The following is a 24,644-nucleotide window of genomic DNA, read 5'->3' on the forward strand; positions in this document are numbered from 1 at the left end:
CAAGATCGCCGCCGATGCATAAGGGCGCCGTCCGATGCATCAGGTTTTGACCCCAGGTTTTGGCCCCAGGTTTTGACCCCAGGTTTTTGGCCCCAGGTTTTTGACCCCATGTTTTTGACCCCAGGTTTTTGACAATGAGCGAACCCCACATCCGCCGCGCCGAAGCGGCCGACCTGCCTGCCATCGTAGCCATGCTCGCCGACGATCCGCTTGGCCGCAGCCGCGAGGATGCGACCGAGCCACTCGCCAAGGCCTATCGCGACGCCTTTGCCGCCATCGACGCCGACCCCAACCAGTTTCTTGCCGTGATGACGGATAGCGGCCGCGTCATCGGCACGTTGCAGATCAGCTATCTCGCCGGGCTGTCGCTGCAGGGCGCCTTGCGCGGCCAGATCGAGGCTGTGCGCGTCGTCGCAGACCGCCGCGGCGAACGGCTGGGACAGCGTCTGCTGGAATGGGCGGTCGAACAGTGCCGTGAACGCGGCTGCAAGATTGTCCAGCTGACCACCAACAAGAGCCGCCAGGACGCGCATCGCTTCTATGACCGGCTCGGCTTCAAGGCCAGCCACATCGGCTACAAGCTGGAGCTTAATTCAGTGGCGGCGGACGGCGCCGGATCGGCTGCGCCTTGATGATGGCGGTGCTGGTCTCCGCCTTGTCGGCGATGCGGTCGAGAAGCTTGTCGAGCTCGCCGATGGAGCGCACGTAGAGCCGGGCCACGAAACAGTCGTCGCCGGTGACCTTGTCGCATTCGCCGAATTCCGGGATCTCCTCGATCAGCTTCTGGACGATATGCAGCTTGCCCGGCAGTGGCCGCACCCGCACGATCGCCTGCAGCGGAAACCCCAGCGCCTCCGGGTCGATCTCGATGGTGAAGGCGCGGATGACGCCGCGTTCCTCGAGCCGCCGCAGCCGTTCCGAGACGCTCGGCGACGACAGCCCGACCTGCTGCGCCAGTTCCTTCAACGAAGTCCGCGAATCCAGGATCAGGATATCGAGAAGCTTTCTGTCCAACTCGTCCAGCATTTTCATCTCCTCGCAAAAGGGCAGCGCGCGCCTTATTAAATAAGGTGTTGTCCCCCTATCACCTTTCATAGGGCATATAAACCCTCAAGACGGCATGAGATTATGGCTCAACAGATAGAGGTATTGTCATGGACAACACGGTACGCGGCACGATCGAGATGACGGCGGCGATGACGATCGTCGGCACGATCGGCTGGTTTGTCGTCATGTCGGGCCAGCCCGTTATGGACGTGGTGTTCTGGCGCTGCGCCTTCGGCGCGGTGGCGCTGCTGATCACCTGCGCGGCACTCGGGCTGCTGCGCGGCAGGCTGACGCTGCGCATTGTTGCCATCGCCGCTCTTGGCGGCGCGGCTATCGTCATCAACTGGCTGTTGCTGTTCAGCGCCTTCTCCCGCGCCTCGATCTCGATTGCCACGGCGGTCTACAACACGCAGCCCTTCATGCTGGTCGGCTTCGGCGCGCTGTTCTTCGGCGAGCGGCTGACCTTGGCCAAGCTGACCTGGCTCGGCATCGCCTTCGCCGGCATGCTGCTGATCGTGCAGACAGGGCCCGATGCGGGTGTCGGTTCCGGCATAACCGGCACAGATTATGTCATCGGCATAGTCATGGCGCTCGGAGCGGCCTTCTTCTGGGCTGTCGCGGCAATCGTCGCCAAGAAGCTCAAGGGCACCCCGCCGCATCTGATCGCGCTGATCCAGGTCTGCGTCGGCGTCGTCATGCTGGCGCCCTTCGCCAACCTCTCGCATTTGCCCGCCGACGCCTGGAGCTGGGCCATTCTGGCCACGCTTGGCGTCGTTCACACCGGCCTGGTGTACATATTGATGTACGCCGCCATCCAGAAACTGCCGACGCATCTGCAGGGGTCGCTGTCCTTCATCTATCCTGTCGTTGCGATCCTGGTCGATGTCATGGCCTTCGGCCACCGGCTGCATCCGGCCCAGCTCGTCGGCGCCGCCGCCATCCTGATCGCCGCCGCCGGCATGAATCTCGGCTGGACTTTGTGGAGGGCCAAATCGCCGGCCGAAAGCCCGCAAGCCGTCAAATGAGCCGCAGAGCGTCTGCTCGCCGGCGATCGTAAACCAAAGCCATCGCATCGATCCCCGCCCGCCTGTTCAAGGCGGGCGCTTTGTTCTATGCCGCAATGCAACCATCTTCGCCCGGCATAGGCGAAACCCGGGATCGAAAGCCAATGAACGACGCAACACCCCCCAACCGCTGCCGCATCGTGCTGATCGCACCCAAGGACGCTCCGGCCGAGCGCATTGCGGCTGCCTTCGACGGCGGTGATATCGCTTCGCTGATCCTGCCTGAGAACGGCATGGACGAGGCTGCCTTCCAGGCTTTTGCAGAACACATCGTACCGGCCGCGCAAGCGGCCGGCATCGCCGTCATCATCGCCGGCGATACCCGCATTGCCGGCCGTGTCCAGGCCGACGGCATTCATGTCGAGGTTTCCAAGGACGCGCTCGCCGAGACCATCGAACACTTCCAGGGCAAGATGATGGTCGGCGCCGGTGGCGCCAAGACGCGCGACGACGCGCTGGAACTCGGCGAAACCAGGCCCGACTACATCTTCTTCGGCCGCTTCGGCTACGATAACAAGCCGGAACCGCATCCGCGCAACCTGTCGCTCGGGCAATGGTGGGCGGACGTGATTGAGATCCCTTGCATTGTCATGGCCGGTTCCGCCATCGCTTCGGTAGAAGCGGTGGCCGCCACTGGCGCCGAGTTCGTGGCGCTGTCCAGCGCCGTCTTTGCCGAAGGCGCCGATCCGAAGGCGGCGATTGCCGCCGCCAATGCGCTGCTCGACCAAACCGCGCCGCGCTTCGAGGGCTGACGTGCGCCGACCTGGACTTCCTCTCGCGGTTCTCGTTGCGGCCCTGATGAGCGGGGCAGCGATCGCGGCGGAGACCGTTCCGCTGCCGCAGCCGAGGCCGGACACCAGCCCGCCCGCCCTCAGCGTGCCGGATGCGGTCGCCCCCGATGCGGGTGCCCCAAAAGCCGGTGCCACCGATTTCGGCGTCCATATCGACAAGCCGATCGACACCCCGCTGCCCCAGCCCGCGACCACCGCGCCGCTGCCGTCGGCCGACGCCATCAACCCCGAACGTTTCGGCGCCAAGCCGGCGGACCCCGCCTATGGCGCTTTCCAGCGCGGCCTTTACAAGACGGCCTACAATCTGGCGTTGGTGCGGGCTCAGAATGGCGACCCGGCGGCGCAAACGCTGGTGGCCGAGATCCTATCGCGCGGGTTGGGCGTGCCGCTCAACCCAGCGGAAGCCGCCAAATGGTATGCGCAGGCCGCCGAGCAGGGGATTCCTGAATCGCAGTTCCAGTATGCGCTGATGCTGCTCGACGGCCGCTACGTTAAGAAGGACGAGAAGGGAGCTTATGCGCTGATGCAGGCCGCCGCCGAGGCCGGCAACCGGCTGGCGCAGTTCAACTTCGCGCAATTGCTCGTGCAGCAGGATCCGGGCGATGCCGGCATCGCCAGGGCTGTGCCTTATTATGAGCGTGCCGCGGCGACAGGGCTTGCCGACGCCCAGTATGCGATGGCGCAGGTCTATGCCAATGGCGTCGGCGGCAAGACCCGCGACGATGGAAAGGCCCGCAGCTTGCTGGCACAGGCTGCCAGGCAGAACTACGACACCGCGCAGATCGATCTTGCCGCCTGGATGATCGAGGGCCGGGGCGGTGTTCGCGACCTGAAATCCGGCTTCAACTGGATGAAGCAGGCAGCTGAAGGCGGCAATGTCGCTGCCCAGAACCGGTTGGCAAAGCTCTATATGGGCGGCATCGGAACCGACCCCGACCTGATCCTGGCCGGGGCCTGGTATGTGGTCGCCCGCCGCGCCGGCCTTATCGATCCGGAGATGGACGATTTCCTGCAAGGGCTGACCGACGATCAGACAAAGCAAGCCTTGCAGAAGGCCAACCGCCTGCCCTGACACGCAACGTCACTGTGTATGATCCAGCACGACCTTGCCGAAGGGAGAGCCGTGTTCGAGATGGCGAAAGGCCTGCGCTGCCTCTGCCCATGGGAAGACCCGGTCGATCACCGGCCGCAGCCGATTGACGGCGAGCGCCCGGTTCATCGCTTCGAAGGACTCGCGCGAGCCGACCGGTATGCCGCGTGCTTTCACCTGGCGGCGGAAGATGTCGAGCGGATTGATCACCCCTTCGCTGCCGCCGAGATAGCCGATGACGTTGATCTGGGCGCCGCGCGCCGACGCCTTGAGCGACTGCGCGAAACTTTGGGGACCACCGACTTCGATGATGTGATCGGCGCCCCGGCCATCGGTCAGCGCCAGCACGGCCGACGACCAGTCCGGATTGTCGCGGTAGTTGATGCCGTGATGCGCGCCGAGCTCTTTGGCCCGGACAAGTTTCTCATCGCTACTCGACGTAACGACGACCCGCGCGCCGGCCGCCTTCGCGAACTGCAGGGCAAACAGCGATACGCCGCCCGTGCCGAGGCTGAGCACGGTCTCGCCCGGCTTGAGGTTGCCTTCCGTAAACAAGGCATGCCAAGCGGTGACGGCGGCGCAGGGTAACGTCGCCGCCTCTACGTCGCTGAGATGCGCCGGCGCGATGACAGCCGCCTGTTCGTCCAGCCGGGCGAATTCGCTCAGCAAACCGTCGATCGGGCCGCCGCGCTGGCAGGAAGGTTCGGCCATGGCGAAGCTGCCGCCGACCCATCGCTGCCAGAACGTGCCGCAGACCCGGTCGCCAACCTTGAAGCGGCTGACCTCGGGGCCAAGCGCGACGACCTCGCCGACGCCGTCGGAAAGCGGCACCAGCGGCAAGGGGAATGTCGTGTGATAGCTGCCGCGCGCGATCTCGACATCGCGATAGTTGAGCGCCGTCGCCTTGACGCGGACGATCATCTCCTGACGGCCGGGCTCCGGCATTGGTCGTTCGACCATCTTGAGATTGTCGATGCCGCCCGGCTTCTGCAGTTCGATTGCCTTCATTGTCGTCGTCCTTTCGTTTGAAAGGAAAATTGCTTGCCAGGCGATGGATTTCAAATTCATAATGTTTACAATGATTATGCTTACGAGACATAGTTCTAGCTATGCTTGAGGAATTGCGCACGCTCGCCCTGTTTGCCGAGGAGGGCTCGATCCAGAAGGTCGCCCGGCGCCTGCCGCTGACGCAGCCGGCTGTGACCCGGCAAATCCAGCGGCTGGAGGACATGCTTGGCACGACGCTGCTCGACCGCCGGCAAAAGCCGCCGCGACTGACGCCGACGGGGCTGGAAGTGCTGGCGCGCGGACGCGATATCATCGCTTCCGTAGAAGCGCTGAAATCCTTCGCCGGAAAGACCGAGCCGGAAGGACTGTTCCGCCTGGGTCTCGCCCATGGCCTCTCGGACCGCGACATCGCCGGGGCCATCGCCAACGCCGCGGCGGCGTTCCCGAAAGTGTCGCTACGGCTCAAGACGGGCTGGAGCGCCGAACTAATCGGTCAATTCGAACGCGGCGAGCTCGATGTGACGATTGTTCTGCGATCGTCGGATAAGCCAGGCCCGGAAGCGCTTGGCACTGAACGTCTTGGCGTCATAGCTGCGTCCACCGTCCCCGATCCGGAAGACGGTGGCCGGACACCCATGCCGTGGGTGCTTAGTCCGGCCCCTTGCGACGCGCGCCAGAAACTCATGTCCGTTCTGGTCGGCGGAAGGCGTTATTTCGAGATCGCGGCGGAGATACAGGATCCGGCCTTGCAGATGGAATGGGTCCGTCGGGGGCACGGCCTTGGGCTAGTGCCGTTGCGTCTTGCAAGGCGCGGACTTCCCGACGGCCTCATGCTGGTCAACACGGAAGATGTCGACCTTTCCTTGCAGGTCGCCGCACTTCGTTCGCCTCATCTCAACCGGCTGACTGAGGCTGCGGACGCCATCGTCGAGGCTGTCGGCAGAGTCATTGCGGCCCAGGTTTGAGGCTACCAGCCCTTGTCGGGCGATCTGGCATCCCCTTGCCTCTCCTGCCGATTTGTGGTCTTGGGAGCCCGAAATCGCTTGTCCAGCGACCATCCCCATACCAACGGCCAAGCCGTTGGTAGCATCCCGGATCAATCTCATCATGGCCAAGATCAATGGCAACGAAATCCGTCCCGGCTATGTCATCGAGCACGATGGCGGCCTTTGGGTGGCGGTCAGGACCAACACCGTCAAGCCCGGCAAGGGCGGTGCCTATAACCAGGTCGAACTGAAGAACCTGATCAACGGCACCAAGCTCAACGAGCGCTTCCGCTCGGCCGAGACCGTCGAGCAGATCCGGCTCGACCTGAAGGATTTTTCCTTCCTCTACGCCCAGGACGACGCACTGGTGTTCATGGACACGCAGAGCTACGAGCAGCTCGAGCTGGCGAAGGATTTCGTCGGCGACCGCGCCGCCTTCCTGCAGGACGGCATGATGGTGACGGTCCAGCTCTATGAGGACAGGCCGATCGGCATTTCGCTGCCCGACCAGGTGACGCTGACCATCACCGAGGCCGACCCGGTGGTGAAGGGCCAGACGGCCGCGTCCTCGTACAAGCCGGCGGTGCTGGAAAACGGCATCCGCGTGCTGGTGCCGCCATTCATCGGCGCTGGCGAACGCATCGTCGTCGACACCAACGAACTCACCTACATGCGCCGCGCAGACTGACGCGTAGGCAGGAACAGATACGATGGCACGCTCCGCACTTCTCAATGTCATGGTCCAGGCCGCCATGAAGGCCGGCCGCTCGCTGTCGCGCGACTTCGGCGAGGTGCAGAACCTGCAGGTGTCGATGAAGGGACCGGGCGACTATGTCAGCCAAGCCGACCGCAAGGCCGAGGACATTCTGTTTGCCGAACTGTCGAAGGCACGGCCGGGCTATGCCTTCCTGATGGAAGAGCGCGGCATGATCGCAGGGGACGACGACCAGCACCGTTGGATCGTCGACCCGCTCGACGGCACCACCAATTTCCTGCACGGCATTCCGATCTTTTCCATCTCGATCGCGCTGGAGCGACAGGGCCAGTTGGTCGCCGCTGTCATCTACAATCCGGCAATGGATGAGCTCTACACCGCCGAGCGCGGCGGCGGCGCCTTCATGAACGATCGCCGGCTGCGCGTTGCCGGCCGCAGCAAGCTCACCGACTGCGTCATCGGCTGCGGCGTGCCGCATCTCGGCCGCGGCCAGCACGGCAATTTCCTCGTCGAGTTGCGCAATGTGATGGCCGAGGTCTCGGGCGTGCGCCGCCTGGGTTCCGCCGCGCTCGATCTCGCTTATGTCGCCGCCGGCCGCATGGACGGCTTTTGGGAAACCGGCCTTTCGGCCTGGGACATTGCCGCCGGCCTGCTGCTGATCCGCGAGGCCGGTGGCTTCGTCTCCGACATGGATGGCGGCCAGGATATGCTCGAGGCGGGTTCGCTCGTCGCCGGCAACGAGGTCATCCAGCGCGCGCTGCTCAAGGCGGTGAAGAAGCCGCTTTCGGCGCGCTGATCACTTGGCATGCCGGCGCGGCGTGCTGAAGCGCCGCAGTCGCAAAACCGCAATCAAAGCTTGAAATACTGCCCGGCGGCCGCCCAGATAAGGGGACGCAGGATCTTTTATGACGAGCATACCTTCACTATCCTCGCGAGAGGCGCAGCCAGACCAGCCAATTGAAATCCCTTTTGTCGGGCGTTGGCACTACTCGCGTGCGGAGATGATCGCCGATGGCATCGTCCATGCGGTCGGCATCGTGCTGGCGATAGCAGCCGGCTCGGCCTTGCTGGCGCTGGCCGCCTTCCATGCCGGTCCCGGCGAATACATCGCCGCCGCCTTCTTCGTGGTGTCGCTGCTGACTGTGCTGTTGATTTCGCTGACCTACAATCTGTGGCCGGTGACGTCGCCGGCGAAGTGGATCTTGCGGCGCTTCGATCATGCGGCGATCTACCTCCTGATCGCCGCGACCTACACGCCCTTTCTGGCCCAGCTCGACGGCTCGCCGCTGGCGCTGCCGATGATTGTCCTTGTCTGGACCGCTGCTTTGACCGGCATTGCCATGAAAGTGTTCCTGCCCGGCCGCTTTGATCGTCTGGCCATTGTCTTCTATCTCGCCATCGGCTGGAGCGGCGTCGTCCTGGTCAAGCCGCTGGTGGCGACGTTGCCGACGACTTCGATCGCGCTGATTGTCGCCGGCGGCGTCGTGTACTCCTGCGGCGTCATCTTCTTCGCCTGGAAACGCCTGCGCTTCCACAATGCCCTCTGGCACGGCTTTGTCGTCACCGGCGCCGGGCTGCATCTTGCCGCCATGGTCGACTGCCTGGTCGTCAACCGCCTCTGAACGGCGTGGTGCGGCCCGACAGTCGGGCAATATTGCCAAGCGCCATTCAATTTGGTCACAATTCCGTTTAGAGTCGCGAATTACGTGATCGGCGGCAATGGAGCGGTTCCAGGGAAGTATGAGCGGCTTCCCGTTCGGAATTGCGTCAAGGCAAATAGAGCATCGGAAACGGGGCACGGATGGCTTTTCTCAGATCCTTCGGCGTGGGCAGGCGTTCTGATGTCCTGATGTACGATCCGCACAAACTGTCGAGCCCGCAGGTCTTCCTCCTGACCATGGTCATCTTCCTGGTCATCGTCGCCTTCATCGCCGCCATCCTCACCCGCCAGATCTCGACCGCTTTCGGGAGCAATCCCGGCCTCAATGGCCTCATCGTCGGCGTCCTTGTGGTCGGCATCCTGCTCGCCTTCGCCCAGGTCGGACGACTGTTTCGCGAAGTGCGCTGGGTCAATTCCTTCCGCGCCGGTTCCGAAACCACCGAGCCGGTGCTGCTGGCGCCGATGAAGGCGATGATCGGCCGCTCCTCGACGGTCGCCTTCTCGACGTCTTCGATGCGCACCATGCTGGATTCGATCGCCACCCGCCTCGACGAAAGCCGCGACACCTCGCGCTATCTCGTCGGGTTGCTGGTGTTCCTCGGTCTGCTCGGCACCTTCTGGGGCCTGCTCAACACCATCGGCTCGATCCGCGAAACCATCGAATCGCTCGATCCCGGCACCGGCGACGCCGCCGCCGTGCTCGATTCGCTGAAGCAGGGGCTGTCGGCGCCGCTGGCCGGCATGGGCACGGCCTTTTCGTCCTCGCTGTTCGGTCTTTCCGGGTCGCTGGTGCTAGGCTTCCTCGACCTGCAGGCCGGCCGCGCCCAGACCCGATTCTATACCGAGCTTGAAAACTGGCTGTCCTCGGTCACCGATCTCTCCTCCGACATCGCCGTCGCCGACCCGGCCAAGACTGAATCCTCCGACGAGATCCGGGTCCTGTCGGAACGGCTGCGCAGCATGCAGGAAAGCGGCGGCGGCTCCAATCCGCGCGTCGCCACCGCCATGGCCAATCTCGCCGACGGCATTTCCGGCCTGGTCAAGAACATGCGCTCCGAGCAGCAGATCATGCGCGACTGGGTCGAGGCCCAGTCGGACGAGCAGAAGGCGATGCGCAACACGCTGGAAAAGATCGCCGACGCGCTAAAGAAACCCGGGGTCCACTAGCATGGCTCTCGCCAGGGGCCGGCGCACCGATCGCCGGATCGACTATTGGCCGGGCTTCGTCGACGCGCTGTCGACGCTGCTGCTCGCCATCATGTTCCTGCTTACCGTTTTCGTGCTGGCGCAGTTCCTGCTCGGCCGCGAACTCTCCGGCAAGGATACGGCGCTCACGCGCCTCAACTCGCAGATCAACGAACTGACGCAGCTGCTGGCGCTGGAGCGCTCGACCGCGCAGGACAAGGACGATTCGCTGGCCAATCTGCAGGCGTCGCTGTCGGCGGCGGAAGCAGAAAGGAGCCGGCTCGAGCAGTTGCTGGCGCAAGGCGCCGGCGCCGGCGACGCCGCCAACCAGCGCGCCGCGGAGCTCGGCGGCGAACTCGACAGCCAGCGCCAGATCAGCCAGCAGGCGCTGAGCCAGGTCGAGATCCTGAACCAGCAGATCGCGGCACTGCGCAAGCAGATCGGCGCGCTCGAGGACGCCCTCAACGTGTCCGAAACGCGCGACCGCGATTCCAACACCAAGATCGCCGATCTCGGCCGTCGGCTCAACGTCGCGCTGGCGCAGCGCGTGCAGGAACTGAACCGGTACCGCTCCGACTTCTTCGGCCGCCTGCGCGAAATCCTCGCCGATCGCGAGAACATCCGCATCGTCGGCGACCGCTTCGTCTTCCAGTCGGAAGTTCTGTTCCCGACCGGCTCCGAAGTGATCAACGATGCCGGCAAGGTCGAGATGAAGAAGCTCGCCGACGCCATCATCGAGTTGCAAAAGGAAATCCCGCCCGAGATCAACTGGGTGCTGCGCGTCGACGGCCACACCGACAACAAGCCGCTGTCCGGCGCCGGCCGCTATCGCGACAATTGGGAATTGTCGACGGCGCGTTCGACCTCGGTGGTCAAGTTCCTGATCGAGAACGGCGTGCCCGCCAACCGGCTGGTTGCGGCCGGCTTCGGCGAATTCCAGCCGCTCGACCCCGCCGACACCGAAGACGCCCGCAACAAGAACCGACGCATTGAACTGAAGCTCACCGAACGGTGATTTTCAGTCACGCGAAATTGTTTGCCAGCTCAACTCTAGGGCGAAACGCCAGGCCGGCAAGGCCTGAAAACATTATCTTTCTTTAATTACACTTCGCGTTTCCGGGCTCCTACTTTGACGCGCAGGGCCGAGAACCGCCGGCGATGCCTCCCATCGCGACGCGACGGAACCGGACGGCCCGCTTCCGGAAGGCGGAGCGAAAGCGCTTGCCCCTTCCATAGCAGGAGGAGACGCACATCATGCGCTCTTTGAAGACTCTCAGGACCGCAACCCTCACGACACTTCTGATCACTGTTCCACTCGCCGGCGCCTATGCCGCCGGACATCACAAGGGCGCCCTCGACGCCAGCGACCGGACCGACATGACCGGTCCGCGCGTGACCGGCCTGATCGAGCAGGTGCGGGGCGTCGAACAGGGCATCACGGATGCGCGCGAGACGAAGGGCATCTCGACCTCGGAAGCGCAGTGGCTGCATCTGCGTGCTGCGCATATCGGCCAGGCCGCCGAACGGGTCGCCGCTTCGGACCATGGCCGGATCCCGGCCGCGCAATATCACGATCTGCTGCGCCGCCTCGACAATGTCGATCAGAGGCTGATGTCCGACACCGGCAGCGGCTTCATGATCGGTGATGGCTCCGACGGCGGAAATTATCCGAACGGCTGAGATCCGCTCTGATATCTCCAGGAATGAGGAAGGGACTGTCTGACGCCCCCGGATCTGGCTCCGAGGGCGTCTTTTTTGTCACCAGCCCAGCCACAGCGCAGCGAGGGCCAGCACCGCCGGCACGGTCTGAATATAGAGGATCTTCCGGCTGGCAGTCGCCGCGCCATAGAGGCCGGCGACGGCGATGCAAAGCAGGAAGAACACCTTGATCTGGAATCCGGCTGCGCCGAGATAGAGGCCCCAGATCAGCCCGGCGGCAAGGAAGCCGTTGTAGAGCCCCTGATGGGCGGCGAGCACCTTCGATGCGCTGGCGAAGTCCGGCTTGAGGTTGAACGCCCTGTGCCCGCGCGGTGTGTCCCACGCCACCATCTCCAGATAGACGATGTAGAGGTGGATCAGGGCCACCAGCCCGACCAGGATATTGCCGATCATCTTAGTCTCCCCTGCATGGCGGTGTTCCACCGCCAGCCAGCATTCCACGCACAAGCTCATCGGCGCAAGCTGCATCGGCGAAAGCCACCTTTGAGGGTTGCCAATCCTGGCGCGTTGGTATCTTTTCCCGCGGTCCAAAACGCGGAACCTGCCATGTCTTTTCAGAAGCTCGATGATCTCGGCCACAAGCTCGAAGCGCTGGAACATGCGCTCGCTATCCTCGGCGCCGACGAGGCGACCCACATGGCCGTCGGCGGCGGCGAGAAGCGCGCCGAAGCCATGTCGTCCCTGGCCGGGATGCTGCATATCAGGGCTACCGCGCCGGAGATCGCCGACTGGCTCGCCGCCGCCGAACAGGAGGCGCTGAACGAGGAGCAGCAGGCGGCGGTCCGCGAACTGCGTCGCCAATACACCAACCTGACCTGCCTGCCGGTCGAATTCGTCGAGCGCCAGACGGTGGCGCGTATGCGCTCCGAGCAGCTCTGGCGCGCCCTGCGCGCCAAGAATGACTGGGCAGGCTTCCTGCCGGCGCTCGAAGGTGTCATCGCGCTGGTGCGCGAGGAAGCCGCTTTGCGCGCCGACGCGCTCGGCCTCGATCCCTACGACGCACTGATGGAGCAATACGATCCTGGCAACCGCGCCGCCGACATCACGCCGGTGTTCACCGAGCTGAAGACATTCCTGAAGGGCTTCGTGCCGGAAGCCCTGGCCGCGCAGGAAGCGCGCCTGGCCAGGCATCCCGTGAAGCCGCTCTCCGGCAGCTATGCGATCGACCGGCAGCGCGAGCTTGGTCTCGCCATGATGGCTTCGGTCGGCTTCGACCTCACCCACGGTTCTCTGTCCGTATCGCACCATCCCTTCTGCGGCGGCGTGCCGAGCGACGTGCGCATCACCACCCGCTACAAAACGTCCGACTTCCTGTCGGCCTTGATGGGCGTGCTGCACGAGACCGGCCATGCGCTCTACGAGCAGAACCTGCCGAAGGCCTGGGCGCACTGGCCGCTCGGCAAGGCGCGCGGCATGGCGGTGCATGAAAGCCAGAGCCTGTTCGTCGAGAAACAGGTCGGCCGCAACCCCGAATTCTGGCGCTGGGCGCTGCCCGTGGTCGAAAAGCATCTCGGCGAAGCCTGGTCGCTCGACGACATCCTGCCGCATGTGCACCGGGTCGAGCGCGGCCTGATCCGCGTTGACGCGGACGAGGTAACCTACCCGCTGCATGTCATCCTGCGCTACGAGTTGGAGCAGGAGCTGGTCTCGGGGCGGCTGCAGGCGGCCGACCTGCCCGAAGCGTGGGACGCCAAGATGCGGGAGTATCTTGGCCTTTCGACCATCGACAACCCAGCCGACGGACCGATGCAGGACGTGCATTGGCCGGGCGCCGCCTTCGGCTATTTCCCGTCCTATACGCTGGGCGCCATGATGGCGGCGCAGCAATGGGCTGCGCTGACGCGCGACCATCCTTCAGCCGACAGCGATCTCGCCAGGGGCAATTTCGCCGCCATCAATGACTGGCGCCGCGACAAGATCTGGTCGCAGGGATCGCGCTGGTCGACGCCCGAACTGCTTGAGCGCGCCACCGGCGAGAAACTGAATGCCGCGCATTTCACCGAGCATCTCCGCAAGCGGTATGGTCCCGCCTGATTGCGGGTTGCTACTCCGCGGCACCCCTGAAGGCGCTTGCTCCGGTTTCGAACTGCAGCTTGGCCAGCCTTGCATAGATTCCGCCCTTGGCGACCAGGCTCTGGTGCGTGCCTTCCTCGACGATGCGGCCGCCATCCATGACCAGGATGCGGTCGGCCTTCAGCACGGTCGCCAGCCGGTGGGCGATGACGATGGTGGTGCGGCCCTGCATCAGCCGTTCCAGCGCCGTCTGCACCAGCGTTTCGCTTTCGGCGTCGAGCGCCGACGTGGCCTCGTCGAGCAGCAGGATCGGCGCGTCGCGCAGGATGGCGCGGGCGATCGCCACGCGCTGGCGCTGGCCGCCGGACAAGGTGACGCCGCGCTCGCCGACCTGGCTGTCGTAGCCCTTGTCGAGCCTGAGGATGAACTCGTCGGCCAGCGCGTCCCTGGCGGCGGCCTCGATCTCGGCATTCGTCGCGCCCGGCCGGCCAAAGCCGATATTGTCGCGCGCGCTTGCCGCAAAGATGGTGACATCCTGCGGCACGATCGCAATGCGCTCCCGCACTTCAGCCGGATCGGCTTCGCGCACGTCGACGCCGTCAATGGCGATGCGGCCGGTTTCTGGATCGTAGAAGCGCAGGATCAGCGAAAAGACGGTGCTCTTTCCGGCGCCCGACGGGCCGACGATCGCCACCGTCTCGCCGGGCTTGACCTGAAAACTCAAGCCGTGGACGGCGGCACGGTCCGGCCTTGCCGGGTAGGAGAAGGAGACGTCGTCGAAGCTGATCGCGCCTGTCGCCTTGGCGGGCAGCGGCAGCGGATTGGCCGGCGGTTGAATCGCCGGCGTCTCGTCGAGTATCTCGGTCAGCCTTTCGGCCGCACCCGCCGCCTGGGCAAGCTCGCCCCAGACTTCCGACAGTGCGCCCAGCGCGCCTGCGGCAAACACGGAGTAAAGCAGGAACTGGCCGAGCGTACCGGGCGACATCGTGCCGGCAAGCACGTCACGCGAGCCGAACCACAACACCGCCACGACCGAGGAAAAGATCATGAAGATGGCAAAGAAGGTGAGCAGCGAGCGGGAGAAGATCGACGAGCGCGCCGCTTGGAAGGCGGCTTCCACCGCGGCCGAGAACCGCCCGGTGACCAGCGTCTCGTTGGTGAACGCCTGCAGCGTGCGCACCGCGCCGATCTGCTCGCTGGCATAGGCGGTCGCTTGCGCCAGCGTGTCCTGCGCCTGCCGTGACCGGCGCCTCACCGAACGGCCGAACGCGACCAGCGGCAGCACGATGAGCGGAATGGCCGCGATCACCAGGCCCGACAGTTTCGGGCTGGTGACGACCATCATCGCCACCGCGCCAAGGCCGAGGATGACGTTGCGCAACGCCACGGAGGCGGTGGCGCCGACGGCGGATTTCACCTGCGTGGTGTCGGCGGCAAGCCGCGAGACGATCTCGCCCGACTGGGCGGTGTCGAAGAAGGACGGCGAAAGCGTCGTGACATGCGAAAACACGTCGCTGCGGATGTCGGCAACGACCCGCTCGCCGAGCGTGATGACGAAGTAGTAGCGTCCGGCCGATGCCGCCGCCAGAATGGCTGCCATCGCCACCAAAGCGGCGAAATATTCGGCGATGAAGACGGTGCCGGAAGCGCTGAAACCGTGGTCGATCATGCGCCGCACGGCCAGCGGCAGCGCCAGCGTCGTCGCTGCGGCGATGGCGAGCGAAATGAGGGCGCCTATGACCAGTTTGCGGTAGCGGAATATGTAGGGATATAGGCGCCTGAGCGGCCCGAGCGAGCGCCTGCGCCCGTCTTGCTCGCCGCTGATGTCCGCCATGACCGTTTCCTCTGGCCGCTCCAGGTGGGCGCGTTCAATATGCGCCTGCCGTGGCCTTGTGATTCAATTCCGGCTGATGTATAGGCTCGCCGACCGTTTTAGAAGCCGTGGCTTTTCAATAGCTGCGGCTTCGAGTTTTAAAAAGGGGCGCATCGACGCAGGCCGCGGGCCCGTCTGTAGCGCCGCAAGCCAGGAAGCACGACAATGAAGGCCGATATCCATCCCGACTACCACACCATCAAGGTCGTCATGACCGATGGCACCGAATACTCGACCCGTTCGACCTGGGGCAAGGAAGGCGATACGATGAACCTCGATATCGACCCGACCACGCACCCGGCCTGGACCGGCGGCCAGCAGACCCTGCTCGACCGCGGCGGCCGCCTGTCGAAGTTCAAGAAGCGCTTCGAAGGCTTCGGCCTCTAAAGTTTACCTGTATCGCTGAATCAAGAACCCGCCTTTGTGGCGGGTTTTTTTGTTGCCGCCAAAGTCAGTCGCTTCGAGCTAACGCGCCGATACCTCCCGCTTGTGGGGAGGTCGCCCAGGGTCGGGTGCGGTCCGACGCCTCCACCCTGCTGCTTCGAAGCGACCCTTCCCAGAGTGGTGCGAGCCTACCCGTCCACCAATTCCCGCAGCGCCATGCGCTTGTAGGCGGCGACCAGCCTGTCGCCCTCCTGCCGGTCGACCGAGATCGCCAGCCGCACGGCAGCCTCGCCCATCTGCCAGACCAGAAACGCTGTGGTCTCCAGCGCCACCGGATCGGCGCCGGGATGCAGCCGCTTCAGCACCATCGTCAGGAATTCGGCATTCGCCCGGCTGTCGGCGAGTTCGAGCTGGCGCAGCGCCTTGTCGGCCTGGGTGCCCGACCAGATGTCGCGCATCACCGGCTCGGCCAGGAACAGCTGATAGTAGATATCCACCAGCTCCGAAAACGCCTGCCGCAGGCCCTCGGCGTCGACGACATCCTTGAGCGCCGAGGAGATGCAGGCCTGGCTTTCGGCGGTGTATCGCTCGGCCAGCGCCCAGACGATCGCCCGCTTGTCGGGAAAGAACTGGTAGAGCGAACCGATCGACACCGCGGCCCGTTCCGCTACCTCGCCCATGCGCATGGCGTCGCTGCCTTGCTCGGCAATCAGCGCCGAGGCTGCGGCCAGCATGCGCTCGACCCGCTCGCGGCTGCGCTGCTGGGTGGGCGCCCGTCGCGGCGATGCGACCTGCTCCTCAGATGCGGGCGTTGCTGTGTCTTCCATGACGGCCTCCGGTCTCGACAAAATCTGCCAACAAACGGCTTGACTCCCAAAATACGAGGGTTTATCACATTTTGCAAATGTGAGGATTATTCATATTTGTAACAAAGGAAAACCACCATGACCGACACCAAACCAGTCCTGATTCTCGGTGGCACTGGCAAGACCGGCCGTCGCCTCGCCGGGCGGCTGACCTCACAGGGCATTCCCGTGCGCATCGGCTCGCGTTCCGGCAGCCCCCGCTTCGACTGGGAGGTTCCGGCGACCTGGGAGCCTGCCATGCAGGGCGTGGGCGCCGTCTACATCAGTTACTATCCCGACATCGCCGTGCCGGGCGCCGCCGAGACCGTCGGCGCCTTCGCCAGGCTTGCGGTGGCAAATGGCGTCACCCGCATGGTGCTGCTCTCCGGCCGCGGCGAGACCGAAGCCCAGCGCGCCGAAGAGATGGTCAAAGCCTCGGGCGCTGACTGGACGATCCTGCGTTGCGCTTGGTTTTCGCAGAATTTCAGTGAAGGTTTTCTCGTCGAGTCCTTGCGGCAAGGCGAAGTGGCTTTGCCTGTCGGCCCTGTTGGCGAGCCCTTCGTCGATGTCGACGACATCGCCGATGCTGCCTTCGTTGCGCTGACCGAACCGGGTCATGTCGGCCAGCTCTATGAGTTGACCGGGCCGCGGCTGCTAAGCTTCGCCGACGCGGTTGCCGAGATCGCCAAGGCGACCGGCCGCGACATCCGCTATATCAAGATCTCGCATGACGAATTCACCGCCGCGACGGCGGCATACGAACTGCCGCCCGAAATCGCCTGGCTGCTCAACGAGCTGTTCACCGAAGTGCTTGACGGCCGCAACGAGACGCTGACCGACGGCGTCCAGCGTGTGCTCGGCCGCGCGCCGAAAGACTTTTCCGCCTACGCAAATGAAACCGCTGCAACCGGCATCTGGAGCAACTGAGATGATCAAGCTTCTTCCCACCCTCACCATCATCGCCGCCATCGGCTCGGGCGTCGTCGGCGGCGTGTTCTTCGCCTTTTCCAACTTTATCATGGCGGCGCTTGCCCGGCTGCCGGTCCCCCAAGGCATCGCAGCGATGAATTCGATCAACATCACGGTGATCACGCCCACCTTCATGACGGCGCTGTTCGGCACCGGCCTGCTCTGTCTGGTGCTTATCGCCGCCGTTCTCATGGGGTGGAGCCAGTCCGGCTCATACTGGCTGCTTGCCGGCGCCGTGATCTATTTGATCGGCAACCCGATCGTGACCATGGTCTTCAATGTGCCGCTCAACGATGCGCTCGCCGCCGTCGACCCGGCCAGCGCCAATGGCGCAGCCGTGTGGGCGAACCATCTGAATCAATGGGTGATGTGGAACCACGTCCGCACCATCACCGCCATCGTGTCGATGGCCTGCTTCATGTTCGCATTGCTCTGAAAAATGACACTTCGCAAACGCAAGGACCTCGCCTCAAGCGGGGTCCTTTTGCGAGTGACCCTTGCGGTCGGAATGACCGAGATCGCGGCCCGGATCGATGACGTCGCGCACCAGCTGCTTGAGCTTGGCGGCATCGGGAAAGCCGCCGTCGCGCTTGCGGTCCCAGACCAGCACATCGTTGCAGGAAACGGTGAAGATGCCGCCTGTGCCCGGCACCAGCGTCACTTCACCAAGATCCGTGCCGAAGGTGGAGAGCAGTTCCTGCGCCATCCAGCCGGCCCGCAACAGCCACTGGCACTGCGTGCAATAGGTGATGACCACGCGGGGCCTCTCCGGCACACTCATGTCTGGGCCTCCTGTATGCGCACCGTGGTATTTGCGAATCGATCGTGTATCGGGTCGTCGCCCAGAGCTATGGATATCGCAATCCAGACCGGCCAGATCAGCACCAAAACGAGGGCAGCGGATGCAACCACTATTTCCAGGCTGGAGTAATCCTGCACGCCACCGGGAGCGGTGCCCCAAGCCTGAAAAGCATACCAGCTTCCCGTCAGGACGATCGGTAATGCGCCGAGAAACTTGATAAGTTGCCGCCGAACAGCCTTTCTCGCCGGCAGGCCGACCCTATGTCTGTCGTCCTCATCATGTACAGTGAGCTCCGTGAGCCGCTTGCCGATTGATTGGCCGGACTTCAACTCCATAATGAGGAGATAAGACGCCAGAGCGATCAGCTCGAGGAAACCCAGGTCCAATGCTGCAGGCCTGAAATTCCCTTGCGAATCCAGATCGATCGAGATGGAGGAGGTTTCTCCAGGCTTTGAGCCCGGCGCCGTACCCACGCTCCATATGGCGACCGGCAAACCGAGTACTGATGTTCTACACACCTGCCAATCATAACGGGCAAGTGTCGGGGCACCGTGAACCGTACCCTCCTGGCATAGTTTCCAGTTCAGCCAAAAGCTGCCTTTTACGCCACCGTTGGTCAGCAGAAATAGAGCCCCTACGAGCAAATAGAGGGCGATCAGGATTACAAGGTAGTCGATGAGTGCAGCGAGAAACCGTCGCCATATGCCGGGCCGGCGAGGCCAGGCCACCGCATCGGCAAAACTTGCCTCTTTATAGTCGGTCATCGGCCCCCCCTGATAACTGACTAATCTATAGGCAGGCCGCCGTCATACAGCAATATTCGCATCCGACTGTATTGCACGGACCTACGCCGCGCTGAGCTTGGCCATGGTCTCGTCGTCGACCTCGAAATTGGCGTAGACGCTCTGCACGTCGTCATCGTCCTCGAGCGTTGCCACCAGTTTCATCAGCGATTGCGCCCGCTCTTCGTCGACCGGGACATTGTTCTGCGGCTGCCAGATCGGCTTCACCGATTCGGCCTCGCCAAGCGAGGCTTCCAGCGCCTTAGACACTTCGCCCATACTCTCGAACGCACAGTAGATGGTGTGGCCTTCCTCGTCGGACTCGACGTCATCGGCGCCGGCCTCGATCGCCGCGTCCATCACCTTGTCGGCGCTGCCGGCGGAGGCCGGATAGTAAATCTCGCCGGCGCGGTTCCACATGAACGACACCGAGCCGGTTTCACCAAGCGCACCCCCGGCTTTGGTGAAGGCGGCGCGCACGTTCGAGGCCGAGCGGTTGCGGTTGTCGGTCAGCGCCTCGACGATCAGCGCCACGCCGCCTGGCCCATAGCCTTCATAGCGCACCGCTTCGTAATTCTCGGCATCGCCCATCGATGCCTTGTTGATGGCGCGCTGGATGTTGTCCTTCGGCATCGACACCGCCTTGGCGTTCTGAATGGCCAGGCGCAAACGCGGGTTCATCGACGGATCCGGTGTTCCGCTCTTGGCGGCGACGGTGATTTCGCGCGCCAGCTTGGAAAACATTTTCGACCGCACCGCGTCCTGCCGGCCCTTGCGGTGCATGATGTTCTTGAACTGTGAATGGCCGGCCATGGCACCCCTGTCGTCTTCGGCTAGAGCATCCCGAAGCGAGGTGGTCTCACCTCGTCCTCCCGGGTACTCGAATTCAAATTTTCAGAGCCGTCCAAGGTGCAACGCGATGGATGCACGGCGTTCTCTGTCGGAATGGCCGGCTTATAGATAAATCGGCTCAATTCGTCCAGCCGCGCCGGTTCAGCCCTCCAGATCGGACTTCAGCCGGTCGATAATGCTGAGCGCATGGCCGGCATACTGGCTGATCCAGCGGTCGTGGATGTGCTTGATCGGCAGCGCGTTGAGATGGTTCCAGCGCTCTCGCCCTTGGCGCTTTGCCACCACCAGTTCGGCTTCTTCCAGCACCTTGAGATGCAGCATGACGGTGCAGCGATCGATGTCGGGAAACGCCTCGCACAACATGCCGGTCGTCTGCGGTGCATCCTTCAGCCGATCCAGCAATTCGCGACGGCGCGGATGCGCCAACGCCTTGAAAACGTGATCGTCTGCGGTTTGGCTTGACATGTTATGTTTCTATAACATATCGTCGAGCCAATCAAGGAAGGAGCTGTGGATATGTCTCTTGGATTCAGAGTTTCCGGGCGCATCGGCAAACCGGTCGCCGAAGTCTTCGACGCTGTCGTCAATCCCAAAAAGCTGAGTGGCTATTTCACCACCATCGGCGGCGCCAGCGCGCCGCTGAAGGCCGGCACCGGGGTGGTCTGGTGGGGCAAGGTGCCCGTCGAAGTCGATGAGGTGATCAAGGACCGCCATATCGTGCTGCGCTGGGATGCCACCGATGCCGAATGCAAGCCCGCCTACAAGACACGCATCGAGATGAACTTCGAGCCGCTGGACGATGGCGGCACCCTTGTGACCATTGCTGAATCCGGCTGGCCGGAAGGCGTGGTCGGCCTGCAGAAATCCTACCTCAATTGCGAGGGCTGGTCGCAGATGCTGGCTTGCATGAAGGCCTATGTCGAATACGGCATCAACCTGCGCGACGGCTACTACCGTGGCGAGATGAGGGGCGAGCCGGCCAACGAGACAAACAGATGAACCGCGCAACGGAGCCCGCAATGACCGCGAAGATCACCGGTGGCATCAACATCGCCATGAAGGTGCCGCCGCACCAGTACGAGGCGACGATCGCCTTCTATCGTGATGTCGTCGGCTTGAAGCCATTTACCGCCAAGACGCCAGCCATCGGCTTCGAGCTTGGCCCAAACCGTCTGTGGATCGACGAGGCGCCGATGCTGAGCCAGGCCGAAGTCTGGCTCGAGCTTTTCACCGACGATTCTGCAGCCATTGCGGATCATCTCGCCAAGGCCGGCGTCGTCCGTTGCGACGCGGTCGAGCCCCTGGGCGAAGGCTTTCGCGGCTTCTGGATCGCCAACCCGGCCAGCATCGTTCACATGGTGCGCGAGCCCGACGCCTGGTAGCGCAAAGCCGGACAAGGAAGGAGCATTCGATGGAAGTTCACAAAACGCCGACTGCCGAAGCCGGCATGCTGATCAGGCGGCCGGTCGCCGAGGTCTTCGAGGCGATCGTCGACCCGGCCATCACCACGAAATTCTGGTTTACCCACAGTAGCGGCCGGCTGGATAGCCGCAAAGAGGTTCGCTGGGAGTGGCGCATGTACGGGGCCTCGGCGATGGTCAATGTCAGCGAGATCGTCGAGAACAAGAAGATCGTCATGCAATGGAGCGATCCGCCGACCACTGTGGTCTGGACATTCACGGAGATGCCCGGCGCCGAAACGCCTGACGGTGCGACCTTTCTTGAGGTCAGCAATTTCGGCTTCGCCGGCACCGCCGACGAGCAGGTCAAGCAGGCGGTCGGCTCGACCGACGGCTTCGCACTGGTTCTTGCCGGCGCAAAGGCATGGCTGGAACAGGGCCTGTCGCTTGGCCTGATCGGCGACCGTTATCCGAAGGGCGTGCCGGGGCGCTAGGATCGCCCCGATCGCCCAGCCTCAATGCCCACCGCTGGATTTCTTCCTTCGCCGCGCCAGCATGTTGAGGCCCTCGACCAGGGCGGAAAAGCCCATCGCGGCGTAGATGTAGCCCTTCGGCACATGATAGCCCATGCCGTCGGCGATCAGCGTCATGCCGATCATCAGCAGGAAGCCCAGCGCCAGCATGACGATGCTCGGGTTCTTGGCGATGAAATTGGCCAGCGGCCCGGCCGCCAGCATCATCACGCTCACCGCCACGATCACGGCGATGTACATGATGGCAATCTCGTCGGTCATGCCGACGGCGGTGATGATCGAATCGATCGAAAAGACGAGATCGAGCAGCAGGATCTGGAAGATGGCGCCGGCAAGCGAGATCTGCAGCGTCTCGCCCATCATCGTATCCTTGTGGTCGTCGGGATCGACGGTGTGGTGGATTTCCTTGGTCGCCTTCCAGACCAGGAACAGGCCGCCGGCAATCAGGATCAGGTCGCGCCAGGAAAAGCCATGGCCGAACGCTGTGAACACCGGCGTCGTCAGCTGCACGATGATGGAGATGGTTGCGAGCAGCACCAGCCGCATGATCAGCGCCGCCGAGATGCCGAGACGGCGGGCGCGGGCGCGCTGCGCCTCAGGCAATTTGTTGGTCAGGATCGAGATGAAGATCAGATTGTCGATGCCGAGCACGACCTCGAGGACGATCAGCGTCAGCAACGCGACCCACGCGGTTGGATCGGAAACAAATTGAAAATGCGGCGCAAAGAACTCGATCAGCTGCATGGAGGTCGTCCCCTCTTTAACGATCTAGAGCAGTTTCGTCGCCAGTTAGGTACTTTACTCGACTATATCAATGTCAAGACCAGAAGGATGGCGCGGTTTCTTCGAGCCGCGGCCCGCGACGAAAAGGCGCGATCTTCTCGGTCAGGCCGGTGCGGTCGGAAATAGTGACGCCGACGCCGCACAATGTCGCCGGTCCGGTCGCCGCCTCGAAGCGGCCTTTCGGCACTTTCGACAGGAAGCGGTTGAGCGGCTCTTCCTTGTCCATGCCGAGCGAGGAATCATAGTCGCCGCACATGCCGGCATCGGACATGTAGCCGGTGCCGCCGTTGAGGATCTGGTGGTCGGCCGTCGGCTGGTGCGTATGGGTGCCGATGACGAGGCTGGCGCGGCCGTCGACGAAATGCGCGAAGCACATTTTCTCCGAGGTCGCTTCGGCATGGAAGTCGATGACCACGGCATCGGCCTGCTCGCCCAGCGGACAGGCGGCCAGCTCGCGCTCGCCGGCCTGGAACGGATCGTCGAGCTCGGGATGCATGAACACCCGGCCCATGATGTTGGCGACCAGCACGCGCGCGCCGTTTTTGGCGATATAGACGCCGGAACCGCGCCCCGGCGTGCCCTTGGGGAAGTTGGACGGGCGCAAGAAGCGCTCCTCGCGCGGCGCGAAGACCAGTGCGTCGCGCTGGTCCCAGACATGGTTGCCGGTGGTGACGACATCCGCACCGGCGGCGATGGTGTCGCGAAAAATGTCTTCGGTGATGCCGAAGCCGCCGGCGGCGTTCTCGCCATTGACGATGACGAAGTCGAGTTTGAAATCCGAGATCAGGCCGGGCAGTTGTTCCCACACCGCCGTACGTCCCGATTTGCCCACCATGTCGCCGAGGAAGAGAAGTCTCATGCCCACTTCTATCCAGAGGCACGGACGCTAGGCAAGCGCTACCCGGGCGATTGGCGCTAACGCCGGCCGAAAGTACCACGCTGCTGTTGAGGCGGCTTGGCGCTCGCGCCCGCAACGCGAACTGCCGAAGGCATCATCGGTGACGCCGGCGGTGCGGTGCGTCCGCGCAGCCAGAAGAACCACACGTAAAAAACAGTGAACCCACCAGTAGCGGCCAGGAGCAACAGCCCGCCGCGCCAGCCCTTCATCGCCGCGGTATCGAGGATCGATGGATTGGCAGGGTTGTAATACAACTTCACCGCGTCGCCTTTGGACGCCGTGTAGAGGCCGATGTCCTTTCCCTTGCCGGACCACGTCATCGGTGCATCGTTCGCGACATAGGTGACAGCGACGTTGATGCCTTTCGCGGTGAGGCCATTACCCTGGGCTTCGCTGTAGGAACTGACATCCGTCACTGTGGCAACCGTCTGATGCCAGGCGAACTGGTGGTGCAGGGCCGTTCCGGAAATGTGCAATGCCATCGCGAACAGCGTTACCGCGATGAGGACGAACGGCATCAGCAGGAAGCGTGCGAAGACAAACATGATGGCCGCCATCGGCTCGGACTGTGTTGCCGGAATACTATCCGGCACGTCTTGGAAACGCGTTAAGCGGGATCGCGGTCTTTTAAGCGATGTCGAAGCGGCGCAAACCGCTCTCGGTGAGTATTTCCGGGATGATGACGTCGTGCGCCTCATCCGGCACCAGACCCACCTCCTGGCAATCGAAAGCGATGCCGATCAGTCGTGGCGGCTGGCCCTTGTCGATCAGCCTGGCGATGGCGCGGTCGTAATAGCCGGCGCCATACCCGATGCGATGACCGCGGCTGTCGAAGGCCGCGAGCGGCACCAGCATCACCGCGGGATCGAGAACCTCGGCCTCCGCATGCGGACCGACCGTGCCAAAACCCATCTCGACCATCGGCGCGCCGCGCACCAGTTCGCGAAAGACGATGGTGGTCTTGTCGAGGATGGCCGGCAGGCAAAGCCTGGCCCCGTTCTCGCGCAAGGCGAACATCAGCGGCCTGACGTCGACTTCCGATCGCATCGGCCAGAAAGCTGAAACGATCTGACCCGGCTCGATGGCGAGGTGGTCGCGCGCCGTCTCGGCCATTTCAAGCGCGATCTCCACCCGCCACAGCGGATCGAGCGCATCGCGACGGCCGAGTGCCTCGAGGCGCAACTGCTTTTTCAGGTCTTTGGGAGATGTCATGCGCGGACGATAGAAAAGGTCGGATCTGGGTGA

31 protein-coding genes are annotated in these 24,644 nt (G+C 63.5%); 18 read left to right on the forward strand and 13 right to left on the reverse strand.

Annotated features, from left to right (window positions below; all coding sequences use genetic code 11):
• Positions 1 to 134 precede the first annotated feature (134 nt).
• The gene (locus NKI64_RS02670; RefSeq protein ID WP_023824263.1) at positions 135 to 632 is read left to right on the forward strand and encodes a GNAT family N-acetyltransferase; all 498 of its coding nucleotides are present in this window, start codon (positions 135 to 137) and stop codon (positions 630 to 632) included.
• Here NKI64_RS02670 and NKI64_RS02675 read toward each other — a convergent pair.
• Positions 589 to 1,026, reverse strand: a complete 438-nt coding sequence (locus tag NKI64_RS02675; protein ID WP_352638510.1) for an Lrp/AsnC family transcriptional regulator — start codon at positions 1,024 to 1,026, stop codon at positions 589 to 591. The two genes, NKI64_RS02670 and NKI64_RS02675, sit on opposite strands and share 44 nt — an antisense overlap.
• A 128-nt stretch (positions 1,027 to 1,154) precedes the next feature.
• Here NKI64_RS02675 and NKI64_RS02680 point away from each other — a divergent pair, with 128 nt between their 5' ends.
• The 3 genes from NKI64_RS02680 to NKI64_RS02690 all read left to right on the forward strand — a co-directional run bounded on the left by NKI64_RS02680 (position 1,155) and on the right by NKI64_RS02690 (position 3,974).
• Entirely contained in the window at positions 1,155 to 2,072 is a 918-nt protein-coding gene (locus tag NKI64_RS02680; RefSeq protein ID WP_352666404.1) for a DMT family transporter, read from the forward strand.
• Positions 2,073 to 2,215: 143 nt separating this feature from the next.
• Entirely contained in the window at positions 2,216 to 2,863 is a 648-nt protein-coding gene (locus NKI64_RS02685) for a thiamine phosphate synthase (protein ID WP_352666406.1), read from the forward strand.
• Positions 2,864 to 2,909: 46 nt separating this feature from the next.
• Positions 2,910 to 3,974 (forward strand): tetratricopeptide repeat protein, encoded by a 1,065-nt coding sequence (locus NKI64_RS02690; RefSeq protein ID WP_352666408.1) that lies wholly within the window; start codon positions 2,910 to 2,912, stop codon positions 3,972 to 3,974.
• 9 nt (positions 3,975 to 3,983) lie between these two features.
• Here the strand turns inward: NKI64_RS02690 and NKI64_RS02695 are convergent, their stop codons facing one another.
• On the reverse strand, positions 3,984 to 5,000 hold the full coding sequence (locus tag NKI64_RS02695) for a zinc-dependent alcohol dehydrogenase family protein (protein ID WP_352666410.1): 1,017 nt from the start codon (positions 4,998 to 5,000) through the stop codon (positions 3,984 to 3,986).
• Positions 5,001 to 5,101: 101 nt separating this feature from the next.
• On the opposite strand from NKI64_RS02695, the gene NKI64_RS02700 reads away from it, so the two are divergent.
• The 7 genes from NKI64_RS02700 (at position 5,102) to NKI64_RS02730 (ending at position 11,226) form a co-directional block, all read left to right on the forward strand.
• On the forward strand, positions 5,102 to 5,965 hold the full coding sequence (locus tag NKI64_RS02700; RefSeq protein WP_023694589.1) for a LysR family transcriptional regulator: 864 nt from the start codon (positions 5,102 to 5,104) through the stop codon (positions 5,963 to 5,965).
• 142 nt (positions 5,966 to 6,107) lie between these two features.
• Positions 6,108 to 6,674 carry an elongation factor P gene (efp, locus tag NKI64_RS02705; protein ID WP_023668757.1) on the forward strand — a complete coding sequence of 189 codons (567 nt, stop codon included), beginning with the start codon at positions 6,108 to 6,110 and terminating at the stop codon, positions 6,672 to 6,674.
• Positions 6,675 to 6,696: 22 nt separating this feature from the next.
• Positions 6,697 to 7,497, forward strand: coding sequence for an inositol monophosphatase family protein (locus NKI64_RS02710; protein ID WP_023684166.1), 801 nt, complete (start codon positions 6,697 to 6,699; stop codon positions 7,495 to 7,497).
• 109 nt (positions 7,498 to 7,606) lie between these two features.
• Positions 7,607 to 8,323, forward strand: coding sequence for a PAQR family membrane homeostasis protein TrhA (trhA, locus tag NKI64_RS02715; protein WP_023737875.1), 717 nt, complete (start codon positions 7,607 to 7,609; stop codon positions 8,321 to 8,323).
• A gap of 179 nt (positions 8,324 to 8,502) precedes the next feature.
• On the forward strand, positions 8,503 to 9,528 hold the full coding sequence (locus tag NKI64_RS02720) for a MotA/TolQ/ExbB proton channel family protein (protein WP_023668754.1): 1,026 nt from the start codon (positions 8,503 to 8,505) through the stop codon (positions 9,526 to 9,528).
• A gap of 1 nt (position 9,529) precedes the next feature.
• Positions 9,530 to 10,561 carry a peptidoglycan -binding protein gene (locus tag NKI64_RS02725; protein WP_023716065.1) on the forward strand — a complete coding sequence of 344 codons (1,032 nt, stop codon included), beginning with the start codon at positions 9,530 to 9,532 and terminating at the stop codon, positions 10,559 to 10,561.
• A 239-nt stretch (positions 10,562 to 10,800) separates the two neighbouring features.
• Complete coding sequence (locus NKI64_RS02730) at positions 10,801 to 11,226, forward strand: hypothetical protein (protein WP_023832600.1); 426 nt, start codon at positions 10,801 to 10,803, stop codon at positions 11,224 to 11,226.
• Positions 11,227 to 11,304: 78 nt separating this feature from the next.
• Here the strand turns inward: NKI64_RS02730 and NKI64_RS02735 are convergent, their stop codons facing one another.
• The gene (locus NKI64_RS02735) at positions 11,305 to 11,658 is read right to left on the reverse strand and encodes a DUF1304 domain-containing protein (RefSeq protein ID WP_023716063.1); all 354 of its coding nucleotides are present in this window, start codon (positions 11,656 to 11,658) and stop codon (positions 11,305 to 11,307) included.
• A gap of 153 nt (positions 11,659 to 11,811) precedes the next feature.
• On the opposite strand from NKI64_RS02735, the gene NKI64_RS02740 reads away from it, so the two are divergent.
• Positions 11,812 to 13,299, forward strand: a complete 1,488-nt coding sequence (locus NKI64_RS02740; RefSeq protein ID WP_023716062.1) for a carboxypeptidase M32 — start codon at positions 11,812 to 11,814, stop codon at positions 13,297 to 13,299.
• Between the two features lie 10 nt (positions 13,300 to 13,309).
• Here the strand turns inward: NKI64_RS02740 and NKI64_RS02745 are convergent, their stop codons facing one another.
• Positions 13,310 to 15,112 (reverse strand): ABC transporter transmembrane domain-containing protein, encoded by a 1,803-nt coding sequence (locus NKI64_RS02745; RefSeq protein WP_023668749.1) that lies wholly within the window; start codon positions 15,110 to 15,112, stop codon positions 13,310 to 13,312.
• A gap of 204 nt (positions 15,113 to 15,316) precedes the next feature.
• On the opposite strand from NKI64_RS02745, the gene rpmE reads away from it, so the two are divergent.
• Positions 15,317 to 15,538 (forward strand): 50S ribosomal protein L31, encoded by a 222-nt coding sequence (gene rpmE / locus NKI64_RS02750; protein ID WP_023668748.1) that lies wholly within the window; start codon positions 15,317 to 15,319, stop codon positions 15,536 to 15,538.
• 185 nt (positions 15,539 to 15,723) lie between these two features.
• Here rpmE and NKI64_RS02755 read toward each other — a convergent pair whose 3' ends face one another.
• Positions 15,724 to 16,362, reverse strand: a complete 639-nt coding sequence (locus NKI64_RS02755) for a TetR/AcrR family transcriptional regulator (protein WP_023829284.1) — start codon at positions 16,360 to 16,362, stop codon at positions 15,724 to 15,726.
• A gap of 117 nt (positions 16,363 to 16,479) precedes the next feature.
• On the opposite strand from NKI64_RS02755, the gene NKI64_RS02760 reads away from it, so the two are divergent.
• Complete coding sequence (locus NKI64_RS02760) at positions 16,480 to 17,307, forward strand: NAD(P)H-binding protein (RefSeq protein ID WP_023668744.1); 828 nt, start codon at positions 16,480 to 16,482, stop codon at positions 17,305 to 17,307.
• Position 17,308: 1 nt separating this feature from the next.
• Positions 17,309 to 17,785 carry an anthrone oxygenase family protein gene (locus NKI64_RS02765; protein ID WP_023668743.1) on the forward strand — a complete coding sequence of 159 codons (477 nt, stop codon included), beginning with the start codon at positions 17,309 to 17,311 and terminating at the stop codon, positions 17,783 to 17,785.
• 33 nt (positions 17,786 to 17,818) lie between these two features.
• On the opposite strand, the gene NKI64_RS02770 is transcribed toward NKI64_RS02765, so the two are convergent.
• The 4 genes from NKI64_RS02770 to NKI64_RS02785 all read right to left on the reverse strand — a co-directional run bounded on the left by NKI64_RS02770 (position 17,819) and on the right by NKI64_RS02785 (position 20,250).
• On the reverse strand, positions 17,819 to 18,130 hold the full coding sequence (locus NKI64_RS02770) for an Rdx family protein (RefSeq protein WP_023700268.1): 312 nt from the start codon (positions 18,128 to 18,130) through the stop codon (positions 17,819 to 17,821).
• Positions 18,127 to 18,915, reverse strand: coding sequence for an RDD family protein (locus NKI64_RS02775; protein WP_023700267.1), 789 nt, complete (start codon positions 18,913 to 18,915; stop codon positions 18,127 to 18,129). The genes NKI64_RS02770 and NKI64_RS02775 overlap by 4 nt, the downstream gene beginning before the upstream one ends.
• 81 nt (positions 18,916 to 18,996) lie before the next feature.
• Positions 18,997 to 19,746 (reverse strand): YebC/PmpR family DNA-binding transcriptional regulator, encoded by a 750-nt coding sequence (locus tag NKI64_RS02780; protein ID WP_023668740.1) that lies wholly within the window; start codon positions 19,744 to 19,746, stop codon positions 18,997 to 18,999.
• Positions 19,747 to 19,926: 180 nt separating this feature from the next.
• On the reverse strand, positions 19,927 to 20,250 hold the full coding sequence (locus NKI64_RS02785; RefSeq protein ID WP_023668739.1) for an ArsR/SmtB family transcription factor: 324 nt from the start codon (positions 20,248 to 20,250) through the stop codon (positions 19,927 to 19,929).
• A 51-nt stretch (positions 20,251 to 20,301) separates the two neighbouring features.
• Between NKI64_RS02785 and NKI64_RS02790 the strand changes: the two genes are divergently transcribed.
• The 3 genes from NKI64_RS02790 to NKI64_RS02800 are packed head-to-tail and all read left to right on the forward strand — an operon-like array spanning position 20,302 to position 21,679.
• Positions 20,302 to 20,784 (forward strand): SRPBCC domain-containing protein, encoded by a 483-nt coding sequence (locus tag NKI64_RS02790; RefSeq protein ID WP_023716057.1) that lies wholly within the window; start codon positions 20,302 to 20,304, stop codon positions 20,782 to 20,784.
• Between the two features lie 20 nt (positions 20,785 to 20,804).
• Complete coding sequence (locus tag NKI64_RS02795; RefSeq protein ID WP_023684153.1) at positions 20,805 to 21,167, forward strand: VOC family protein; 363 nt, start codon at positions 20,805 to 20,807, stop codon at positions 21,165 to 21,167.
• Positions 21,168 to 21,196: 29 nt separating this feature from the next.
• Positions 21,197 to 21,679, forward strand: coding sequence for an SRPBCC family protein (locus NKI64_RS02800; RefSeq protein ID WP_352666416.1), 483 nt, complete (start codon positions 21,197 to 21,199; stop codon positions 21,677 to 21,679).
• 21 nt (positions 21,680 to 21,700) lie between these two features.
• Here NKI64_RS02800 and NKI64_RS02805 read toward each other — a convergent pair whose 3' ends face one another.
• The 4 genes from NKI64_RS02805 to NKI64_RS02820 all read right to left on the reverse strand — a co-directional run bounded on the left by NKI64_RS02805 (position 21,701) and on the right by NKI64_RS02820 (position 24,611).
• Complete coding sequence (locus tag NKI64_RS02805; RefSeq protein WP_023694576.1) at positions 21,701 to 22,462, reverse strand: TerC family protein; 762 nt, start codon at positions 22,460 to 22,462, stop codon at positions 21,701 to 21,703.
• Positions 22,463 to 22,535: 73 nt separating this feature from the next.
• Positions 22,536 to 23,360 (reverse strand): TIGR00282 family metallophosphoesterase, encoded by an 825-nt coding sequence (locus NKI64_RS02810; protein WP_023668734.1) that lies wholly within the window; start codon positions 23,358 to 23,360, stop codon positions 22,536 to 22,538.
• Positions 23,361 to 23,416: 56 nt separating this feature from the next.
• Positions 23,417 to 23,944 (reverse strand): DUF3592 domain-containing protein, encoded by a 528-nt coding sequence (locus NKI64_RS02815; protein ID WP_196813862.1) that lies wholly within the window; start codon positions 23,942 to 23,944, stop codon positions 23,417 to 23,419.
• Between the two features lie 82 nt (positions 23,945 to 24,026).
• A complete protein-coding gene (locus NKI64_RS02820) occupies positions 24,027 to 24,611 on the reverse strand; it encodes a 5-formyltetrahydrofolate cyclo-ligase (RefSeq protein ID WP_023698428.1) in 585 nt (194 codons plus the stop codon).
• Between the last annotated feature and the right edge of the window lie 33 nt (positions 24,612 to 24,644).

This window comes from Mesorhizobium sp. M0478 (assembly GCF_040321305.1).
GTDB lineage: Bacteria > Pseudomonadota > Alphaproteobacteria > Rhizobiales > Rhizobiaceae > Mesorhizobium.

What these genes read in the sequence shown, in the direction of transcription:
- NKI64_RS02670 (WP_023824263.1), top strand. Translation starts at nt 135, where the DNA reads ATGAGCGAACCCCACATCCGCCGCGCCGAAGCGGCCGACCTGCCTGCC.
- NKI64_RS02675 (WP_352638510.1), bottom strand. Translation starts at nt 1,026, where the DNA reads ATGCTGGACGAGTTGGACAGAAAGCTTCTCGATATCCTGATCCTGGAT.
- NKI64_RS02680 (WP_352666404.1), top strand. Translation starts at nt 1,155, where the DNA reads ATGGACAACACGGTACGCGGCACGATCGAGATGACGGCGGCGATGACG.
- NKI64_RS02685 (WP_352666406.1), top strand. Translation starts at nt 2,216, where the DNA reads ATGAACGACGCAACACCCCCCAACCGCTGCCGCATCGTGCTGATCGCA.
- NKI64_RS02690 (WP_352666408.1), top strand. Translation starts at nt 2,910, where the DNA reads ATGAGCGGGGCAGCGATCGCGGCGGAGACCGTTCCGCTGCCGCAGCCG.
- NKI64_RS02695 (WP_352666410.1), bottom strand. Translation starts at nt 5,000, where the DNA reads ATGAAGGCAATCGAACTGCAGAAGCCGGGCGGCATCGACAATCTCAAG.
- NKI64_RS02700 (WP_023694589.1), top strand. Translation starts at nt 5,102, where the DNA reads ATGCTTGAGGAATTGCGCACGCTCGCCCTGTTTGCCGAGGAGGGCTCG.
- efp (WP_023668757.1), top strand. Translation starts at nt 6,108, where the DNA reads ATGGCCAAGATCAATGGCAACGAAATCCGTCCCGGCTATGTCATCGAG.
- NKI64_RS02710 (WP_023684166.1), top strand. Translation starts at nt 6,697, where the DNA reads ATGGCACGCTCCGCACTTCTCAATGTCATGGTCCAGGCCGCCATGAAG.
- trhA (WP_023737875.1), top strand. Translation starts at nt 7,607, where the DNA reads ATGACGAGCATACCTTCACTATCCTCGCGAGAGGCGCAGCCAGACCAG.
- NKI64_RS02720 (WP_023668754.1), top strand. Translation starts at nt 8,503, where the DNA reads ATGGCTTTTCTCAGATCCTTCGGCGTGGGCAGGCGTTCTGATGTCCTG.
- NKI64_RS02725 (WP_023716065.1), top strand. Translation starts at nt 9,530, where the DNA reads ATGGCTCTCGCCAGGGGCCGGCGCACCGATCGCCGGATCGACTATTGG.
- NKI64_RS02730 (WP_023832600.1), top strand. Translation starts at nt 10,801, where the DNA reads ATGCGCTCTTTGAAGACTCTCAGGACCGCAACCCTCACGACACTTCTG.
- NKI64_RS02735 (WP_023716063.1), bottom strand. Translation starts at nt 11,658, where the DNA reads ATGATCGGCAATATCCTGGTCGGGCTGGTGGCCCTGATCCACCTCTAC.
- NKI64_RS02740 (WP_023716062.1), top strand. Translation starts at nt 11,812, where the DNA reads ATGTCTTTTCAGAAGCTCGATGATCTCGGCCACAAGCTCGAAGCGCTG.
- NKI64_RS02745 (WP_023668749.1), bottom strand. Translation starts at nt 15,112, where the DNA reads ATGGCGGACATCAGCGGCGAGCAAGACGGGCGCAGGCGCTCGCTCGGG.
- rpmE (WP_023668748.1), top strand. Translation starts at nt 15,317, where the DNA reads ATGAAGGCCGATATCCATCCCGACTACCACACCATCAAGGTCGTCATG.
- NKI64_RS02755 (WP_023829284.1), bottom strand. Translation starts at nt 16,362, where the DNA reads ATGGAAGACACAGCAACGCCCGCATCTGAGGAGCAGGTCGCATCGCCG.
- NKI64_RS02760 (WP_023668744.1), top strand. Translation starts at nt 16,480, where the DNA reads ATGACCGACACCAAACCAGTCCTGATTCTCGGTGGCACTGGCAAGACC.
- NKI64_RS02765 (WP_023668743.1), top strand. Translation starts at nt 17,309, where the DNA reads ATGATCAAGCTTCTTCCCACCCTCACCATCATCGCCGCCATCGGCTCG.
- NKI64_RS02770 (WP_023700268.1), bottom strand. Translation starts at nt 18,130, where the DNA reads ATGAGTGTGCCGGAGAGGCCCCGCGTGGTCATCACCTATTGCACGCAG.
- NKI64_RS02775 (WP_023700267.1), bottom strand. Translation starts at nt 18,915, where the DNA reads ATGACCGACTATAAAGAGGCAAGTTTTGCCGATGCGGTGGCCTGGCCT.
- NKI64_RS02780 (WP_023668740.1), bottom strand. Translation starts at nt 19,746, where the DNA reads ATGGCCGGCCATTCACAGTTCAAGAACATCATGCACCGCAAGGGCCGG.
- NKI64_RS02785 (WP_023668739.1), bottom strand. Translation starts at nt 20,250, where the DNA reads ATGTCAAGCCAAACCGCAGACGATCACGTTTTCAAGGCGTTGGCGCAT.
- NKI64_RS02790 (WP_023716057.1), top strand. Translation starts at nt 20,302, where the DNA reads ATGTCTCTTGGATTCAGAGTTTCCGGGCGCATCGGCAAACCGGTCGCC.
- NKI64_RS02795 (WP_023684153.1), top strand. Translation starts at nt 20,805, where the DNA reads ATGACCGCGAAGATCACCGGTGGCATCAACATCGCCATGAAGGTGCCG.
- NKI64_RS02800 (WP_352666416.1), top strand. Translation starts at nt 21,197, where the DNA reads ATGGAAGTTCACAAAACGCCGACTGCCGAAGCCGGCATGCTGATCAGG.
- NKI64_RS02805 (WP_023694576.1), bottom strand. Translation starts at nt 22,462, where the DNA reads ATGCAGCTGATCGAGTTCTTTGCGCCGCATTTTCAATTTGTTTCCGAT.
- NKI64_RS02810 (WP_023668734.1), bottom strand. Translation starts at nt 23,360, where the DNA reads ATGAGACTTCTCTTCCTCGGCGACATGGTGGGCAAATCGGGACGTACG.
- NKI64_RS02815 (WP_196813862.1), bottom strand. Translation starts at nt 23,944, where the DNA reads ATGTTTGTCTTCGCACGCTTCCTGCTGATGCCGTTCGTCCTCATCGCG.
- NKI64_RS02820 (WP_023698428.1), bottom strand. Translation starts at nt 24,611, where the DNA reads ATGACATCTCCCAAAGACCTGAAAAAGCAGTTGCGCCTCGAGGCACTC.